Source organism: Pseudovibrio sp. Ad13 (genome assembly GCF_001623225.1).
Classification (GTDB): Bacteria; Pseudomonadota; Alphaproteobacteria; order Rhizobiales; family Stappiaceae; genus Pseudovibrio.
Map to the genome: position 1 here is coordinate 39,311 of NZ_LMCC01000017.1, position 15,217 is coordinate 54,527.

The 15,217-nt window shown below is 53.0% G+C and carries 15 protein-coding genes; 13 read left to right on the forward strand and 2 right to left on the reverse strand.

Annotation, left to right across the window (positions count from 1 at the left end; translation table 11 throughout):
• The first annotated feature begins 190 nt into the window (after nucleotides 1-190).
• From topA to PsAD13_RS27875, 7 genes are all read left to right on the forward strand, one after another.
• The gene (gene topA / locus PsAD13_RS19780; protein ID WP_057463364.1) at nucleotides 191-2,986 is read left to right on the forward strand and encodes a type I DNA topoisomerase; all 2,796 of its coding nucleotides are present in this window, start codon (nucleotides 191-193) and stop codon (nucleotides 2,984-2,986) included.
• A 141-nt stretch (nucleotides 2,987-3,127) separates the two neighbouring features.
• A complete protein-coding gene (gene rnr / locus PsAD13_RS19785; RefSeq protein WP_063319266.1) occupies nucleotides 3,128-5,395 on the forward strand; it encodes a ribonuclease R in 2,268 nt (755 codons plus the stop codon).
• A gap of 49 nt (nucleotides 5,396-5,444) precedes the next feature.
• Nucleotides 5,445-5,861 (forward strand): DUF983 domain-containing protein, encoded by a 417-nt coding sequence (locus PsAD13_RS19790; protein ID WP_063319267.1) that lies wholly within the window; start codon nucleotides 5,445-5,447, stop codon nucleotides 5,859-5,861.
• Between the two features lie 3 nt (nucleotides 5,862-5,864).
• Nucleotides 5,865-6,626: a hypothetical protein gene (locus PsAD13_RS19795; RefSeq protein ID WP_063291716.1), complete on the forward strand. Its 762-nt coding sequence runs from the start codon at nucleotides 5,865-5,867 to the stop codon at nucleotides 6,624-6,626.
• 224 nt (nucleotides 6,627-6,850) lie between these two features.
• Complete coding sequence (locus tag PsAD13_RS19800; protein ID WP_063319268.1) at nucleotides 6,851-8,032, forward strand: MFS transporter; 1,182 nt, start codon at nucleotides 6,851-6,853, stop codon at nucleotides 8,030-8,032.
• A gap of 164 nt (nucleotides 8,033-8,196) precedes the next feature.
• Nucleotides 8,197-8,364 carry a 50S ribosomal protein L33 gene (gene rpmG / locus PsAD13_RS19805; protein WP_008552972.1) on the forward strand — a complete coding sequence of 56 codons (168 nt, stop codon included), beginning with the start codon at nucleotides 8,197-8,199 and terminating at the stop codon, nucleotides 8,362-8,364.
• A gap of 313 nt (nucleotides 8,365-8,677) precedes the next feature.
• Nucleotides 8,678-8,842, forward strand: coding sequence for a hypothetical protein (locus tag PsAD13_RS27875; RefSeq protein WP_193777079.1), 165 nt, complete (start codon nucleotides 8,678-8,680; stop codon nucleotides 8,840-8,842).
• A 516-nt stretch (nucleotides 8,843-9,358) separates the two neighbouring features.
• Here PsAD13_RS27875 and PsAD13_RS19810 read toward each other — a convergent pair.
• A complete protein-coding gene (locus PsAD13_RS19810) occupies nucleotides 9,359-9,730 on the reverse strand; it encodes a response regulator (protein ID WP_057463368.1) in 372 nt (123 codons plus the stop codon).
• A gap of 153 nt (nucleotides 9,731-9,883) precedes the next feature.
• Here PsAD13_RS19810 and PsAD13_RS19815 point away from each other — a divergent pair, with 153 nt between their 5' ends.
• From PsAD13_RS19815 to PsAD13_RS19830, 4 genes are read left to right on the forward strand one after another with little or no spacing between them, the layout of a single operon-like run.
• Nucleotides 9,884-10,189 carry a DUF3572 domain-containing protein gene (locus PsAD13_RS19815; RefSeq protein WP_063291718.1) on the forward strand — a complete coding sequence of 102 codons (306 nt, stop codon included), beginning with the start codon at nucleotides 9,884-9,886 and terminating at the stop codon, nucleotides 10,187-10,189.
• Complete coding sequence (locus tag PsAD13_RS19820) at nucleotides 10,176-10,856, forward strand: hypothetical protein (protein ID WP_063289435.1); 681 nt, start codon at nucleotides 10,176-10,178, stop codon at nucleotides 10,854-10,856. Before PsAD13_RS19815 ends, PsAD13_RS19820 begins: the two co-directional genes overlap by 14 nt.
• 46 nt (nucleotides 10,857-10,902) lie before the next feature.
• Nucleotides 10,903-11,322, forward strand: coding sequence for a hypothetical protein (locus PsAD13_RS19825; protein WP_063304127.1), 420 nt, complete (start codon nucleotides 10,903-10,905; stop codon nucleotides 11,320-11,322).
• Nucleotides 11,323-11,377: 55 nt separating this feature from the next.
• Nucleotides 11,378-12,676, forward strand: coding sequence for a DNA polymerase IV (locus PsAD13_RS19830; RefSeq protein WP_063319269.1), 1,299 nt, complete (start codon nucleotides 11,378-11,380; stop codon nucleotides 12,674-12,676).
• Nucleotide 12,677: 1 nt separating this feature from the next.
• On the opposite strand, the gene PsAD13_RS19835 is transcribed toward PsAD13_RS19830, so the two are convergent.
• Nucleotides 12,678-13,607, reverse strand: a complete 930-nt coding sequence (locus tag PsAD13_RS19835) for a DUF1849 family protein (RefSeq protein WP_159096806.1) — start codon at nucleotides 13,605-13,607, stop codon at nucleotides 12,678-12,680.
• A gap of 306 nt (nucleotides 13,608-13,913) precedes the next feature.
• On the opposite strand from PsAD13_RS19835, the gene PsAD13_RS19840 reads away from it, so the two are divergent.
• Both PsAD13_RS19840 and PsAD13_RS19845 read left to right on the forward strand, forming a co-directional pair.
• Nucleotides 13,914-14,381, forward strand: coding sequence for a RidA family protein (locus PsAD13_RS19840; RefSeq protein ID WP_063291721.1), 468 nt, complete (start codon nucleotides 13,914-13,916; stop codon nucleotides 14,379-14,381).
• Nucleotides 14,382-14,440: 59 nt separating this feature from the next.
• A complete protein-coding gene (locus PsAD13_RS19845) occupies nucleotides 14,441-15,208 on the forward strand; it encodes a glycerophosphodiester phosphodiesterase family protein (protein WP_063319270.1) in 768 nt (255 codons plus the stop codon).
• The last annotated feature ends 9 nt before the right edge of the window (nucleotides 15,209-15,217 follow it).

The following is a 15,217-nucleotide window of genomic DNA, read 5'->3' on the forward strand; positions in this document are numbered from 1 at the left end:
TAAATTAGCAAGCGCAACCAAAATATGACCCAAGGAAAATTAAGGGAGTGGCTTTTCCGCTCTTGACCAATTGATCTGAAAAGGCCATTTGACAGCCGCGAAGTCATCCGAGATTGTGTCGGTTCGACTCATAAAACGGTTTTTGATTTATCAATTCCAAGACGAGATTTACGCGAAAGCCAGGAAATCAATGAACGTAGTCATTGTGGAATCACCGGCGAAAGCCAAGACCATCAATAAATATCTGGGCAAGGACTATATAGTTCTGGCGTCCTACGGCCATGTGCGCGATCTGCCTCCAAAGGACGGCTCCGTGCTGCCGGACGACGACTTTGCCATGTCTTGGTCTGTCGATTCCAAATCTCAAAAGCGCCTGTCGGATATCGCCAACGCTGTGAAGGAGGCTGACCGCCTTATTCTCGCAACTGACCCCGACCGCGAAGGAGAGGCCATTTCTTGGCACGTCTTGGAAGTTTTGAAAAAGAAACGCGTCCTGAAGGATAAGAAGGTCGAGCGCGTGGTATTCAACGCGATCACCAAGAATTCCATTCTGGAAGCAATGAAAAATCCGCGCGAACTGGATGTGCCACTTGTCGACGCCTATCTGGCTCGTCGCGCACTCGACTACCTCGTGGGCTTTACGCTCTCACCGGTTCTATGGCGCAAGCTGCCAGGTGCCCGCTCAGCAGGCCGCGTGCAATCCGTTGCGCTGCGCCTTGTGTGTCAGCGCGAGAACGAGATCGAGACATTCCTCTCTCAGGAATACTGGTCCATTCTGGCAAACCTGAACACACCGGAAAACGCGCCGGTTCAGGCACGCATCACCAATTTTGACGGCCAGAAGATTACGCGCCTCGACATTAAGAACGAGCAGGAAGCCACAGCGATCAAGCAGATGCTTGAAGGCGCGAGCTTCTCTGTCAGCAATGTTGAGAGCAAGCCACAACGACGTAATCCATATGCACCATTCACCACCTCGACCCTTCAGCAGGAAGCTTCCCGTAAGCTCGGCTTTGCAGCAGCACGCACCATGCAGGTTGCGCAAAAGCTTTATGAAGGCGCGAATATCGGTGGTGAAACCACTGGTTTGATCACCTATATGCGTACCGATGGTGTGCAGATCGCTCCAGAAGCAATTCAAAGCGCGCGCGCCGTCATCGGCTCCCGTTATGGGGATGAGTACGTTCCTGAAAAGCCACGGGTGTATACATCCAAAGCCAAAAACGCTCAGGAAGCACACGAAGCGATCCGCCCGACTGACTTGTCCCGTCACCCACGGGACATGGCAAAGTTCCTCGACGAAGACGGCGCACGCCTTTACGAGCTGGTCTGGAAGCGTACCATCGCCTCTCAGATGGAATCTGCTGTACTGGAGCGCACCACTGTTGACATCGAAGCTGCAAACGGCGCCAAGAAAGCTGCCCTGCGCGCATCTGGCTCTGTTGTCCGTTTCGATGGTTTCCTCACTCTTTATCAGGAAGGTAAAGATGATGAGGAAGACGAGGAAAGCAAACGCTTGCCACCAATGACGAAGGGCGACAGCCTCGGCCGTAAAGGCATTGAAGCCAACCAGCACTTCACTGAACCTCCACCACGCTTCACCGAAGCAACACTGGTGAAGAAGATGGAAGAACTGGGGATTGGTCGCCCGTCCACCTACGCCGCAACGCTGCAAACTCTACGCGATCGCGAATACGTAGATTTGGACAAGAAACGTCTGATTCCACAGGACAAAGGTCGTCTGGTAATTGCATTCCTTGAAGACTTCTTCAATCGCTACGTGGAGTATGACTTCACTGCAAGCCTTGAAGACCAGCTCGACAAGATCTCAGCTGGAGATCTGGAATGGAAGGCCGTCTTGCGTGACTTCTGGAACCCGTTCCACGAAATTTGTGATGAGGTGATTAAGCGCTCCAACACGGAAGTGTTGGATGCCCTGAACGAAACCCTCAAAGCACACGTTTTCCCAGACAAGGAAGATGGCTCTGATCCACGCAAGTGCCCGAAATGTGAAACCGGTCGCTTGTCACTGAAAGTCTCCAAATTCGGCGCGTTTGTTGGTTGTTCCAACTACAACAAAAACAAGAAAGACGGCAAAGAACCAAACGAAAATCCGCCACATTGTGATTATACACGTCAGCTCACCTCAGGTGGTACATCTGATGCGGGTGCAGCAGCAGACGGACCTCAGGTTTTGGGCATTGATCCGGAAACCGGCTTGGAAGTCTCCTTGCGCACAGGCCGTTTCGGCCCATATGTACAGCTAGGTGAAGAAGCCAAACCAAAGCGCTCGTCCCTGCCACGTGGCTGGAGCACTGCCGATCTGGATCTGGAGAAAGCCCTTCAGTTGCTTTCCTTGCCACGCGAAGTTGGCACCCATCCAGAAGATGGCAAGACCATTTCCGCAGGCCTGGGCCGTTTTGGACCGTTCGTGCTGCATGATGGCACCTATGCCAATCTGGACAGCCCGGACGAAGTCTTCTCTGTCGGCATCAACCGCGCCGTAACCCTGCTTGCTGAAAAGCGTGCCAAGGGCGGAGGCCGCGGAGCTGCCGCAAAACCACTCAAAGAACTTGGTGACCACCCCGATGGCGGCGCCATCAACGTATACAGCGGCCGTTATGGCCCCTACGTGAAATGGGAAAAGATCAACGCAACCCTTCCAAAGGACGTTGCACCAGAAGCTGTCACGCTGGAACAGGCAACAGAGCTTGTAAATGCCAAGGCAGCAACAAAAGGTAAGAAGAAAGCGCCTGCCAAAAAGGCAGCTGCAAAGAAAACAACGGCCAAGAAAGCAGCGCCCAAAGGGGCACTGAAAGAACTTGGCGATCATCCGGATGGTGGAGCGATGGAGCTGCGCGACAGCGGCCGCCTCGGCGTTCGGATCAAATGGGGCAAGGAGTTCACCTCCCTGCCAAAAGGAACAGACCCGGAGACGGTAACCCGCGAACAGGCAATCGAGCTGATCAACGCGAAGAAGGATTAAGATCCCCGTTACTCTCCGGACAACGAAACATAAGGGCTTCCGTTCATCGGGAGCCCCTTTTCGCGGCATAAAAGCCGCACTGGATGAGATACATTGAGCCGAAAAAAGGCCACTGAAAAAAGACACAAGGGACCGGCAGAAATGCCATCCCGCGAAGACATTCTGAAGTTTATTGCCGACAATCCCGGCAAAGCTGGTAAACGCGAAATCGCCCGCCATTTTGGTATCGTCGGCGCAGCGCGCATCCCCCTCAAACGAATGCTGAGAGATTTGACCGAGGCCGGTCATCTCGAAAAACGCCGGAAACGCATGTTGCGCCCAGGCGATCTTCCTCCTGTCTTTGTTGTAAAAATCACAAGCAGAACTGCTGACGGTGAGCTCCTCGGCATCCCGATGAACTGGGATGAAGAGCATGGAGAGCCACCGAACGTTCTCGTCTTGTCGCAAAAGAACAAAAACAAATTCAACCCCGTCCCAGGCATCGGCGACCGCGCCCTTGTGAAACTGCTGGACGATCAGGATGGATCCCCCGAAGCCAAACACGTCGTGCGCGTGATGAAGCGCCTGGAGAACCAGGACACCGACGTCCTCGGCATCCTGCGCATCAACAAAGCAACCAAAGCAGCAACTCTGGAACCAGTTGACCGCAAGCAGCGCGCTGTCGATCTGGATCCGCGTGAGCTGATGGAATCTGAAGACGGTGACCTCGTAAAGATCGAAGTCCACAAAGTCGGACGATACGGCACACCGCGTGGCCGCATCGTCAAACGCTTTGGCTCCACAACCTCAGAAATGGCTGTCTCCGAAATCGCGTTGCACACACAGGGTATTCGCAATGAGTTCCCAGGAGCTGTGACTGCTGAATCGGAAAACATCAAGCCTGTTGGCCACAAGGGCCGTGAAGATTGGCGTGACATCCCGCTCCTCACCATCGACCCTGCGACAGCAAAAGATCACGATGACGCGGTCTATGCTCAGTTGGACAACAGCCCGGAGAACGAAGGCGGCTGCATCGTTTACGTCGCAATTGCAGACGTCGCAGCCTATGTCACACCGGGCTCACCGATGGATAAGGAAGCACTGCTGCGCGGCAACTCGGTCTATTTCCCTGACCGCGTAATCCCAATGCTACCTGAGCGCATCTCTAACAATTTGTGCTCCTTGCGCGAGAACGAAGACCGCCCGTCCATCGCAACACGGATGGTATTTGACAAGAACGGCAAGAAAACATCCCACTCGTTCCATCGCGTCATCATGCGCAGCGCGGCTAAGCTCTCCTATCAACAGGCCCAAAAAGCCATTGAAGGCGTGACAGACGACAAAACCGGCCCACTGCTGGAACCGGTTCTTGAGCCATTGTGGGCTGCCTATGAGATCCTGAAGCGTGGCCGAGACAAACGGCAGCCACTGGAACTCGACATCCCGGAACGCCGTATTCTGCTGAAAGAAGACGGCACCGTTGACCAGATCGTCGTTCCTGACCGATTGGATGCGCACAAACTCATCGAAGAGTGCATGATCCAGGCGAACGTCGCAGCCGCAGAAGAGCTTGAGAAACGCAACTCTGCCCTGCTCTATCGTGTGCACGATGCGTCGACACCGGAAAAGCTGGAGAACCTGAGAGATTTCCTCTCCACGCTGGACGTCAAACTGCCTCACATTGGCGGCCTGCGCCCTTCCGTGTTCAACAACATTCTCGACAAGTTCAAAGACACCGCAAGCGCAACCATGGTGTCAGAGGTCGTGCTGCGTTCGCAGGCACAAGCGGAGTACAATGCCGAGAACATCGGACACTTCGGCTTGAACCTCCGACGTTATGCACACTTCACATCCCCTATTCGCCGCTATGCAGATTTGATAGTGCACCGCGCACTCATTCGTGCACTCGGCCTCGGGGATGATGGCCTGCCATACGGCATCGAAGAGAAGCTACCTGCCATTGCAGCAGAGATTTCTGCGGCAGAACGACGGGCAATGCTGGCTGAACGCGAAACCATTGACCGACTGATTGCCCTGTACCTTTGCGAGAGAATTGGGGTTGAATTTTCGGGACGAATTGCCGGAGTGACCAAATCTGGCCTGTTTGTCAAACTGCTACAAAATGGCGCAGACGGCTTCATTCCTGCATCTACCATTGGTATGGATTACTACGAATATGTAGAATCGGCTCATGCCCTCGTGGGCAGAGCAACTGGTGAAACCTACCAACTTGGTGACGCAGTGCAGGTCAAACTGGTGGAAGCCGCCCCATTTGCGGGCTCTTTACGGTTTGAAATGCTCACAAAAGGCAAATCCAAGGGCGAAGCAGCGGGACGGGTTGCTAAGCACAAGGGTTGGCAAGCAAGAAACAACAGCAAGCCAAAAGGTTTACGCCGGTCAAAAAACGGAAATAAGCGGAAGCGCACATAAAAAGAACGTGCGCTCCCCTGCATTTACGGGACGGAAAAGGCAGGTATAAATGAATACCCATCAAGATCGGAATACCGGAGAAGCGGTGCTGCGTGGCATGCGCTGCAAATGCCCTTCCTGTGGCATTGGCTCTGTCTTCGACGGTTACTTGAGCGTGAAACAGTCCTGCGACAACTGTGGTGAAGAACTTCACCACCACCGCGCAGATGATGCTCCGCCCTATTTCACAATCTTTATCGTTGGTCACGTCGTCGTTGCGCTGGCCATGTGGGTAGAGATGGCCTACGTGCCGCCTATGTGGCTCCACATGGCTGTCTGGCTGCCTTTAACCATCATCATGTCTCTGTCTCTCCTGCGCCCAATCAAGGGCGCCTTGGTTGGTTTGCAATGGGCACTACGTATGGATGGCTTTGCAACTGCCGGCAAAGCACCTAGTTTTAGCCCAACACGCGCCAATCAGAGGTAAGGAATGTCCACGGAAGACCTGACGAAAGAAGTCAAAGTTGAGCGAGCGGAAGAAAACAACAACCCGGCCGCTCAGCCTTTGAGGCCAAAAGACGCCTCCACACTGCTCATTCTGGACCGCAAGGACGATGGCTCCCTGCATCTGCTGATGGGCAAGCGCCATATGGCGCACAAATTCATGCCTGGCAAATTCGTGTTCCCGGGTGGCCGTGTCGATTCTGAAGACAGCCGCGTCAGATATGTACGCGACTATCATCCAGATGTTCTCGCCAAGCTCAACTACGACAAAAAGCAGATCAAGACTGAAAGCCGCCTGCGTGCACTGGCAATTGCTGCCATTCGAGAAACCTACGAGGAGGCAGGCTTGTTTGTTGGCCGCAAAACCGAAGGCCCGAGCGAACCAGCTGGCCCAGGCTTTGAAGCTTTTGACGAACTGGGCATCCTACCGGATCTTGAGCCACTTCGCTACGTTGCCCGTGCAATCACCCCTCCAGGCAGGACCCGTCGCTTTGATGCGCGTTTCTTCGCTGTATGGGCGGACCAGATTGCGCACAAGCTGGAAACCGGCATTGGACCAACAGAAGAGCTGGAAGAGCTCCAGTGGCTACCAATTGAGCAGTGCAAAGAGCTGGACTTGCCACGCATCACTCTGGCTGTCCTGACAGATCTTGAAAATCGCCTTGCCAAAGACCCGGATCTTTCTCCAGATGGCCCCGTGCCATATTACTACTGGAAGAACGACGGCTTCGCGCGCGAAGAAATTTAGTTCTGATTATCCAAGGCGCAACAAACATATATCGCCACGATACTATGTGTTGCGCCTTGCACTTTTCCTGATAGAAGCATTTAGAGCGTATTCCCGAAAGCAAATCTGTTTTTCGGACAAGAACACGCATGAAACACGGCTTTAGAACATGACGCGTGAATGTATATGAGCGCAATATGGACGAAAGCACCTGCTCGTAACGAGCTTGAAACGCAGTTGTGTAAATGCTTCAGACATCGGGCACTTTAGCCAATTCCCTCTCACCGAAACAGGTTCGCGGCATCATTGCAGCCATCGCAGCGATCACAGCTGTTGGCCTTTCCCTGTCCGCAAGCCTGCCTCTGCTTGCACTCACGCTTGAGTATCGCGGTGTCAGCGACACATGGATCGGCATCAACACCGCATTCTCCGGTGTTGCCTCCATTGCTGCCACTCCGGTAGGCCCTTACCTTGCACGTAAACTGGGCACACCTCAGGCGCTCCTGATCAGCCTGTTGGTCGCTGGCTTCTCCCTGCCCTTCTTTTTTGTGTTTGAAAACTTCTGGGCATGGTTTCCACTCCGTCTGCTATTCCACGGTGCAACAACCTCTGCCTTCATCCTCTCCGAGTTCTGGATCAACGCACTGGCACCTTCAAAGCACAGAGGCTTCCTCATGGGCGTTTACGCCACTGTGCTGGCCCTTGGCTTTGCCTCAGGGCCTCTGGTACTTGCATTTGCGGGCACAACAGGCGCACTCCCATTCTTGCTGGCAAGCGCAGGCATCATTATTGCAGCCTTACCTGTGTTGATCGGCTTCAACGCTGCACCGAGAATCGAAAGTGAAGCGACCTCAAAGCTCTATGCATTTTTGTGGATAGCTCCAGCTGCCACATTCGCCGGATTTGTCTTCGGAGCTGTGGAACAATCAGGCATATCATTGCTTCCTTTGTTCGGCCTCAAGATTGGCCTGACAGCGCAAACTGCGACCCTGCTTGTCTCTGCAATGGCTGCCGGCAACATGGTACTCCAGATCCCGCTGGGAATGCTCTCTGATCGCATGAACCGCCGTCACCTGCTGATCTATTGCGGAGCTTTTGGTGCGATCGGCGCACTGCTTATGATCCCGCTCTCCGGCAGTTTTTATGGCATTTGCGCTCTTCTCTTTGTCTGGGGCGGCGTCGTGGCCGGGCTCTACACAGTTGGCCTCACACACCTTGGTGCACGCTTTGATGGGGCTAACCTGGCCTCCGCCAACGCAGCCTTCGTTCTCATGTATTCTATTGGCCAGTTGGTGGGCCCTGCCAGCACCGGACTTGCTCTTTCCGCGTGGGGTGCGGACGGACTACCACTGGTATTTGCAGGATTCTTGGGCGCATATGTAATTATATGCCTGATAAGGGGGACAAGACTCGGCTCAGCGCCCTAATGCATCTTGACTTTAGCCCTGTGATTAGTAATGTGCGCGCTGAATTCCCAAAGTTTCCCCGGAAGCGCACCCTACCCGAAGCGAAGGTGTGAGGGTGCCACCGGGACAAACAAAACAACCGGCCACTTCTTTAAAAAGGCCGAAAACAGACAGGATCCTTAGCGATGGCCAAGGCGACCACCATTAAGATCAAGCTGCAGTCCACTGCGGACACCGGCTACTTCTACGTGACCAAAAAGAACTCCCGCACCATGACCGAAAAAATGGTGAAGCGTAAATACGACCCAGTCGTAAAGAAGCACGTTGAGTTCAAGGAAACCAAGATCAAGTAAGTCTTGGATTCATCTGAATTTTCAAAAAAGGCGTTTGCAGTCTGCAAGCGCCTTTTTTGTATGCGCTCTCAAGAGCGCGTTCTCACGACAGCCCCTCCAGCACTCAAGCGCAAGCAAGAATCGCTAACTGAGCACTCCTCAACCAACACGCTTGCACGCTCGAACCACTCAATTGTCAGGGGTGGACAACATTTCCTCACACAAGAGGAATTGGACTGAGTATAGTCCGGTCAATACGGTCAATTCCGCTTCAAATTCAATGAGAATTGGCCACCACGATCACTTTGACACATAAGAAAATCGCCCTGACTGAATGACCGATCACACCAGCCTCACGCCTCCTGCAAGCCTTCCACGCACCAACTCTGGCATAGACGCGCAGAAGCCAGCGCAAACAGCACCAGATGCACAGGCCCATGCCTGTGAGCGTCAATCCTCTACTATTGGAAAGAAGTGGTGGCCGGCGAGAACCGGATGACACGAGGAGGCCACTCAGAACCCTGTTACTCGCCGGCCAACCCCACGGACCCAGGAGATGCGGCGGACCTGAGCGCTCCGTAGGGAAACTATGAAGCAGTATTGCCGGGACTTATTCAATCAACCAAAGGCCAATACTGCAATTTTGCAGTCAATAATTTCATGAAGCTGATGATTTCGTATATCACCATCGCAACATTTACGACTTTAGTAAAGCTTTAAGGTAATTGCGCTCCTGAAAATGGAGGGGATTCTTCACCTATACACAACAAAAGGAAAGAAACCGCCGATTATCAAGAGGCATACGCACAGAAACCCAACAGTCCCCGCAAGACTCACTCGGTGATTTCATCTAGTTTCAAAGACCTACGACTTTTGATGAGAGTCTTTCACTCAATGAAAACTGGCAAGATCAAACAGGTTACTAAAGCTTTGCTTTCTGAGGATTGGTAAACCCACAACTTCTAGCTGAGCACAATTTACCAATTAACCACAATCACAACTAATCACGGTTGTATTATGTGTCCTTCAGGAACCCTGAGACTGTCTCCAGGAAGTTGCCAACAGAGATTGGCTTGGAAATATAGGCCTCACATCCGCCCTGGCGAATGCGCTCCTCGTCCCCCTTCATGGCAAAAGCAGTCACCGCAATCACAGGAATGATCTTTAAGTCATCATCCTCTTTGATCCATTTGGTCACTTCAAGCCCTGAAACTTCAGGCAGCTGGATATCCATCAGGATCAGATCCGGCTTATGTGCACGAGCAAGCTCAAGCGCTTCCATGCCATTGCGAGATTGCAAGGTCGCGTATCCATGAGCTTCAAGCAGATCGTTAAACAGCTTCATGTTGAGTTCGTTGTCTTCAACAATCAGCACGGTCTTTTGCATCAGTTCAGTCCTGCACAGAATGCCGCCCCAAAAATGGTTTAGCCATAAATAAAGGTGTGATGCAGCCGCGTTGCGACTGGCATTGGGACAAGTCCCACACTAAATTTCCTGCTACATAGTTAATTCGGATTCGTTTCAGAAAGGCAAACACCAATGAATTTAGGCAAAACCGGCAGTTTGACCGAAGATACTGCACAGGAAATTGCAATTGGTGCCCTTACATTTCTTGGCAGCGAGCCCGAACAGCTCGGTCGCTTCCTGTCTTTAGCCGGGATTGGGCCTCAAGAGATTCGCGATGCGGCAGCCGAGCCAGGCTTCCTGGCAGGCGTCCTTGAATTCCTGATGCAGGACGAGCAACTACTGCTCGCCTACACAGAAAGTGCCGGTGTTCGCCCGACCATGATTGCCGCAGCTCATCTTAAACTTGCTGGAGGCTTAGATTTCCTTGCCCAACATTGAGACCGCAAACGCCAGCGCATTGCAGCAAATCAAAGAGATCGAAAAACGCGCCCATCCGCTCCTCATCTGCGACGTGGATGAAGTTCTGTTGCAATTCATCCCGCACCTTGAGCGTTTCATGAAAGATCATGGCGTCGCCTTCAAGGAAACCGCATACCGCCTCAAGGCAAACATGGTCTACACGCAGACTGGCGAGAACCTGACAGACGATGCTTGTATGGCAGTCATTCATGACTTCTTCGAAAGCGAGGTCGGCAAGCAGGAAGCTGTTCCACATGCTGCTGAACAGCTTGAGCGCCTGTCGAAGCTCTGTGACATCGTCATCCTGACCAACTTGCCCGGCAGCCACAACAAATCCGCCCGTGAGAACCTGCTCGCACGTCTTGGCATGGACTACCCGCTCGTCACCAACGAAGGCCCGAAAGGCGGAGCCGTTGCGGCTCTGTGCGCTAAACGGGGCCATCACCCGGTTATTTTCATTGACGACAGCCCAACCAACATTATCTCCGTCGGCAAAAGCACACCTCACGTACAGCTCGTACATTTCATTGCCGATTCACGCTTCTTCGCAACTGCCGGAGATCTGCCCAACGTTGCCCTGAAGAGCAATTGTTGGAAAGAAACAGGCGATTTTATTGAAAATCTGCTGGTCGCTGCGGTAAGGTAATCTCACAGCTGCAAGTGAACCTTTCACAAAACCAGAGAATCCAAGCGTGGAACAACTTTCAAGCACGACCCTTCAGTATTTTCTGGAGCGTTTTGGACATTTAAACGGGGCGATATTGCAAAACGCCCTGTTCACCTCCGGTGTATCCGGCGGCCCCGGCTCCATACTTCTGGAGTTTGCCGCACATGACTGTCAGCGCCCGGCAACATCGCCACAAGGGGCCATCAGCACGCTGAAGATCAGGGTCGAAGAGAGTCTTGAGTTCAAACTCCACGAACCGGGCGGCGGCGCTTACACCACGATCAAACACCCTATTGTCGGCACGTTTTTACAAGACAAGTTTTTCCTGAACTTTGATCCCGTCAACTCAAAAGACTGGACGATTGAGGAATGGGACAAAGACCAGATGCGCAATTCCGTGTTTTATGTGGGCGGCGCACGAATTTCCTGGGAGATTGAGGACTAGGTCATGCTACAGACCCTGCACCTGAACTCCAAAAATAATCTAAGGTCTGGCTTCCATGGCACCTGAGGCCACCACTCCCCTCAAAGCACTCTGCAGGGACTGTACACACAGGTTTCGGGCAGACCTGACGCGATGCCCCAAATGCGGCAGCCCGCGCATCCTTGCCCACGCAGAACTGGATACACTCGAAATCGCTCACATCGACTGCGATGCATTTTATGCCTCCGTCGAAAAGCGTGAGAACCCAGAGCTGGCAGATCGTCCTGTCATTGTCGGCGGTGGCCAGCGCGGCGTTGTCTCCGCAGCGTGTTACATCGCCCGCATTTACGGCGTGCGCTCTGCCATGCCCATGTTCAAGGCACTCGATGCCTGCCCGGACGCAGTCGTGATCAAACCGCGTATGGAACTGTACTCTCAGGTTGGCCGCCAAATTCGCGAAGAGATGGAAAAACTCACCCCGCTTGTCGAACCCTTGTCCATTGACGAAGCCTTCCTCGACCTCTCCGGCACGCAGAAACTTCATGGCGCGACACCAGCAGAACTACTCGTCCAGTTCGTGAACAAGATCCAGACAGAGCTCAGGCTCTCAGTCTCCGTCGGCCTCGCGCCCAACAAGTTCCTCGCCAAAATCGCCTCAGACCTGGACAAACCCCGCGGTTTTTCAGTCATTGGGGGTGCAGAAAAGAAAGAGTTCCTTGCCAAACAGCCAACCAGCGTCATCTGGGGCGTTGGCAAGGTGTTTCAGGGCAAGCTGGAACGGGACGGCATCAAAACCATCGGCCAGTTGCAGCTCAAAGACCCGACAGACCTTGCGCGCAAATACGGCGCCATGGGCTTGCGCCTTGCAAAACTGTGTCAGGGGGAAGATGACCGGCACGTCTCCTCAAACAGAGGCGCAAAAAGCATCAGCGGCGAAACCACATTCAACACGGATGTCTCTGACGTCACTCAGCTTTCAAAAAGCCTTTGGGCACTGACTGAAAAAGTCTCCTACCGCACCAAGAAGGCAGAAAAATCTGGCAGGTCTGTCACGCTGAAACTCAAAACAGCCGACTTCAAAACCATCACCCGTTCGCGCATGCTGCATGATCCAACCCAACTGGCCGACAAGATCTTCCGCACAGCAGATGATCTGCTGCACAACGTGGCCGACGGTAAAATGCGGTTCCGCCTCATCGGCGTAGGGATTGGGGATCTAGGCCCGGCAGATCAGGCCGACCCGGAAGACTTACTGGACGAACAAGCAGAAAAACGCGCCAAAGCAGAACGGGCAATGGATGCCTTGCGCGGAAAATTCAAAGACAGCTCAGTCGTCTCTCTTGGCCGCTCCATAAAATCACCGAGCAAACGCTGAGCTACCGCAGCTGCTCTTTCTTGATCGCCCCAGCAAACGGTGCGCTCACTTCTTCTTCCAGCGCCACTGAGCTTCCACATGTACTGACATGCACAATAGGCTTCAGATCCAACTCAACCAAAGCACCTTCCAGCTCAAACACCCCATAATTCAGGTTCATGCTTCTTGTGACACCGTTTTCATGAAGCACCGTCCGTAACTGGTAGTCCGGCGTCCGCTCACCACGTGCACCATCACTTAAGTTGAAATAAGCGATAGAAACCGGCCAGGCATCTGCATGTCCCAGAGCATTCGGCAGGGAAAGCTGATCAGAACGCTGCGCCAAAGGATCAGCCAGCTTGCGGCCAACAACAGTGGTGGCCTCAAACAACTGCTCGCCAGTAACACTGCCATCATACAGCTTGGAAACCATAAAGTGCTGCCCACCAGCGGCACCATCAATCACGCTGTGCAGATGCTGCAGCGGAAACATGATGGAACCATCAAAGCTCAGCGTCTTCTCATCTGGTCCGCTCAAATCCACATCTACTTTGGAGCTTTGATGCTCCGCTGTACCTTGTGCTTGCTCGGCTAAAAAATCATCAATGAAGGTTTTGTAGGCAAACGAAAGCTGAGAATTATCTGGTGCTTCAAAGTAGGTGCTACGCAGATCAGTGATAGTCTCCTGCCCCTCGTCATCAACACTCATCACCACAAAACGCAGGTCCACAGTAAATCCATCACAGGCAGAACCGGAAAGCTCATAGACCATGCGCCCGTTCACATCAGAAATGTCCGCACCATTTTGGGCGCTCGACAATCGCATGTCATAAACGGCTTTGTGAGGCTGAAGATCGGCAGCACTGCCTAACGAGGGAAACAGCAGAAAACTCATAGAGAGGGAAGAACCTGCAATCCCGCGAAGACCATGTCTCAAGCGTAGTTTCAGCATAAAACCTCCGATCATGTCGGAACAAAAGACACGTGGGCATGCCTCTCTTCCAGCCTCAAAGAGTGCATAAACGCCACCGCCAACGCAAACATTCCACCAAGGAAATCGGTGCTAGGGTAAATCTTTCAAATTAGATACACGTTTCCCACGTAGACAACGCCCCCTGCACTCTTGCAACCATAGTGATTCTAATGTGAGTCTGCGCCTCACCTTGCAGACCACGGCTTCGTGAAGAGATAAACTCTTGAGTTTTCGTGGATTTGCATCACTTATTGCAAAACAACATTCCGACCGGAGGGAAAACGAATGTCTGATACAATCCAGCAAAACCTCGCAAAGCTTGGTGTCACACTGCCGGAAGCTGCTGCTCCTGCTGCCAATTACGTGCCTTTCGTAAAAACCGGAAACCAGCTTTTCATCTCCGGCCAGCTGCCAATGCAGGACGGCAAGATCGCAAAAACCGGCAAGGTTGGCGCTGACCTGAGCATCGAAGATGGTGTGGAAGCAGCACGTCTTTGCGCAATCAATCTGCTGGCACAGGCAAAAGCTGCCACCGGTGACCTCTCCAAAATCGTACGCCTCGTCAAGATCGTTGGCTTCGTCAACTCCAATGGCGACTTCGGCGACCAGCCAAAAGTCATCAATGGCGCATCTGACTTCATGGTTGCCGCAATGGGTGATGCTGGCCGTCACGCACGCTCTGCTGTCAGCGCTGGTTCACTCCCGTTCAACGCAGCAGTTGAGATCGAAGCAATTTTCGAAGTTGCTGACTAATTGTGTTCTGTTCACACAAAACACCTCCCATTTATTGAAGAAGCAAGTTCGAATAATCCATGCAAGATCTCTCCTGGCTCACCGCCCGCCCGATCGCTCACCGCGGCTTCCATAACAAAGAAGCAGGCATTCTTGAAAACACCCCGTCTGCTATCAAAGCTGCCGTTGAAAACAACTTCGCCATTGAAGTCGACCTTCAGGAAACCAAAGACGGTCAGGTCATCGTATTTCACGACCCGAACCTTGAGCGCCTGACACACGGCGAAGGCAAAGTCATCGACTTCGATCTGGCTGACCTGCGCAAGCTCTCCATGCGCGGCTCCACTGATCCAATGTGGACCCTGCAAGAACTGCTCGACCTGGTCGATGGCAAGGTGCCGCTGGTTATTGAAATCAAAACCCTGAACCTTGCAGAAGGTCAGGATGAGTTCATTAAAACCATCGCCAAAATCCTCAGCGATTATAAAGGTCCGGCAGCAATAAAATCCTTCGACCCGAAGATGCTTCGGACCATGAAGGACGTCGCACCGCAAATCCCGCGTGGCTGCATCTCCATGACCACGCTGAGCGAGAACGATCATCTGCACCTGACAGAACACGAGATCGAGAAAATCTCCTGGATGGTGCACATGGCAGGAACAGACCCACACTTCGTCTCATTCTTCGTGAAAGATCTGCCAGCAGATGGTCCGAGTTTCCTGCGTGAGTTCTACGGCCTGCCAACCATGACATGGACTGTCAGAACCAAAGAAGATCGTCTCAACGCGGCCAAACACGCTGACCAGATTGTCTTCGAGGGCTTCAACCCAGACGAAGATCCACTTTAGGACCAATTG

Coding starts and splice junctions, on each gene's coding strand:
- topA (WP_057463364.1), top strand. CDS start 191: ATGAACGTAGTCATTGTGGAATCACCGGCGAAAGCCAAGACCATCAAT.
- rnr (WP_063319266.1), top strand. CDS start 3,128: ATGCCATCCCGCGAAGACATTCTGAAGTTTATTGCCGACAATCCCGGC.
- PsAD13_RS19790 (WP_063319267.1), top strand. CDS start 5,445: ATGAATACCCATCAAGATCGGAATACCGGAGAAGCGGTGCTGCGTGGC.
- PsAD13_RS19795 (WP_063291716.1), top strand. CDS start 5,865: ATGTCCACGGAAGACCTGACGAAAGAAGTCAAAGTTGAGCGAGCGGAA.
- PsAD13_RS19800 (WP_063319268.1), top strand. CDS start 6,851: ATGCTTCAGACATCGGGCACTTTAGCCAATTCCCTCTCACCGAAACAG.
- rpmG (WP_008552972.1), top strand. CDS start 8,197: ATGGCCAAGGCGACCACCATTAAGATCAAGCTGCAGTCCACTGCGGAC.
- PsAD13_RS27875 (WP_193777079.1), top strand. CDS start 8,678: ATGACCGATCACACCAGCCTCACGCCTCCTGCAAGCCTTCCACGCACC.
- PsAD13_RS19810 (WP_057463368.1), bottom strand. CDS start 9,730: ATGCAAAAGACCGTGCTGATTGTTGAAGACAACGAACTCAACATGAAG.
- PsAD13_RS19815 (WP_063291718.1), top strand. CDS start 9,884: ATGAATTTAGGCAAAACCGGCAGTTTGACCGAAGATACTGCACAGGAA.
- PsAD13_RS19830 (WP_063319269.1), top strand. CDS start 11,378: ATGGCACCTGAGGCCACCACTCCCCTCAAAGCACTCTGCAGGGACTGT.
- PsAD13_RS19835 (WP_159096806.1), bottom strand. CDS start 13,607: ATGCTGAAACTACGCTTGAGACATGGTCTTCGCGGGATTGCAGGTTCT.
- PsAD13_RS19840 (WP_063291721.1), top strand. CDS start 13,914: ATGTCTGATACAATCCAGCAAAACCTCGCAAAGCTTGGTGTCACACTG.
- PsAD13_RS19845 (WP_063319270.1), top strand. CDS start 14,441: ATGCAAGATCTCTCCTGGCTCACCGCCCGCCCGATCGCTCACCGCGGC.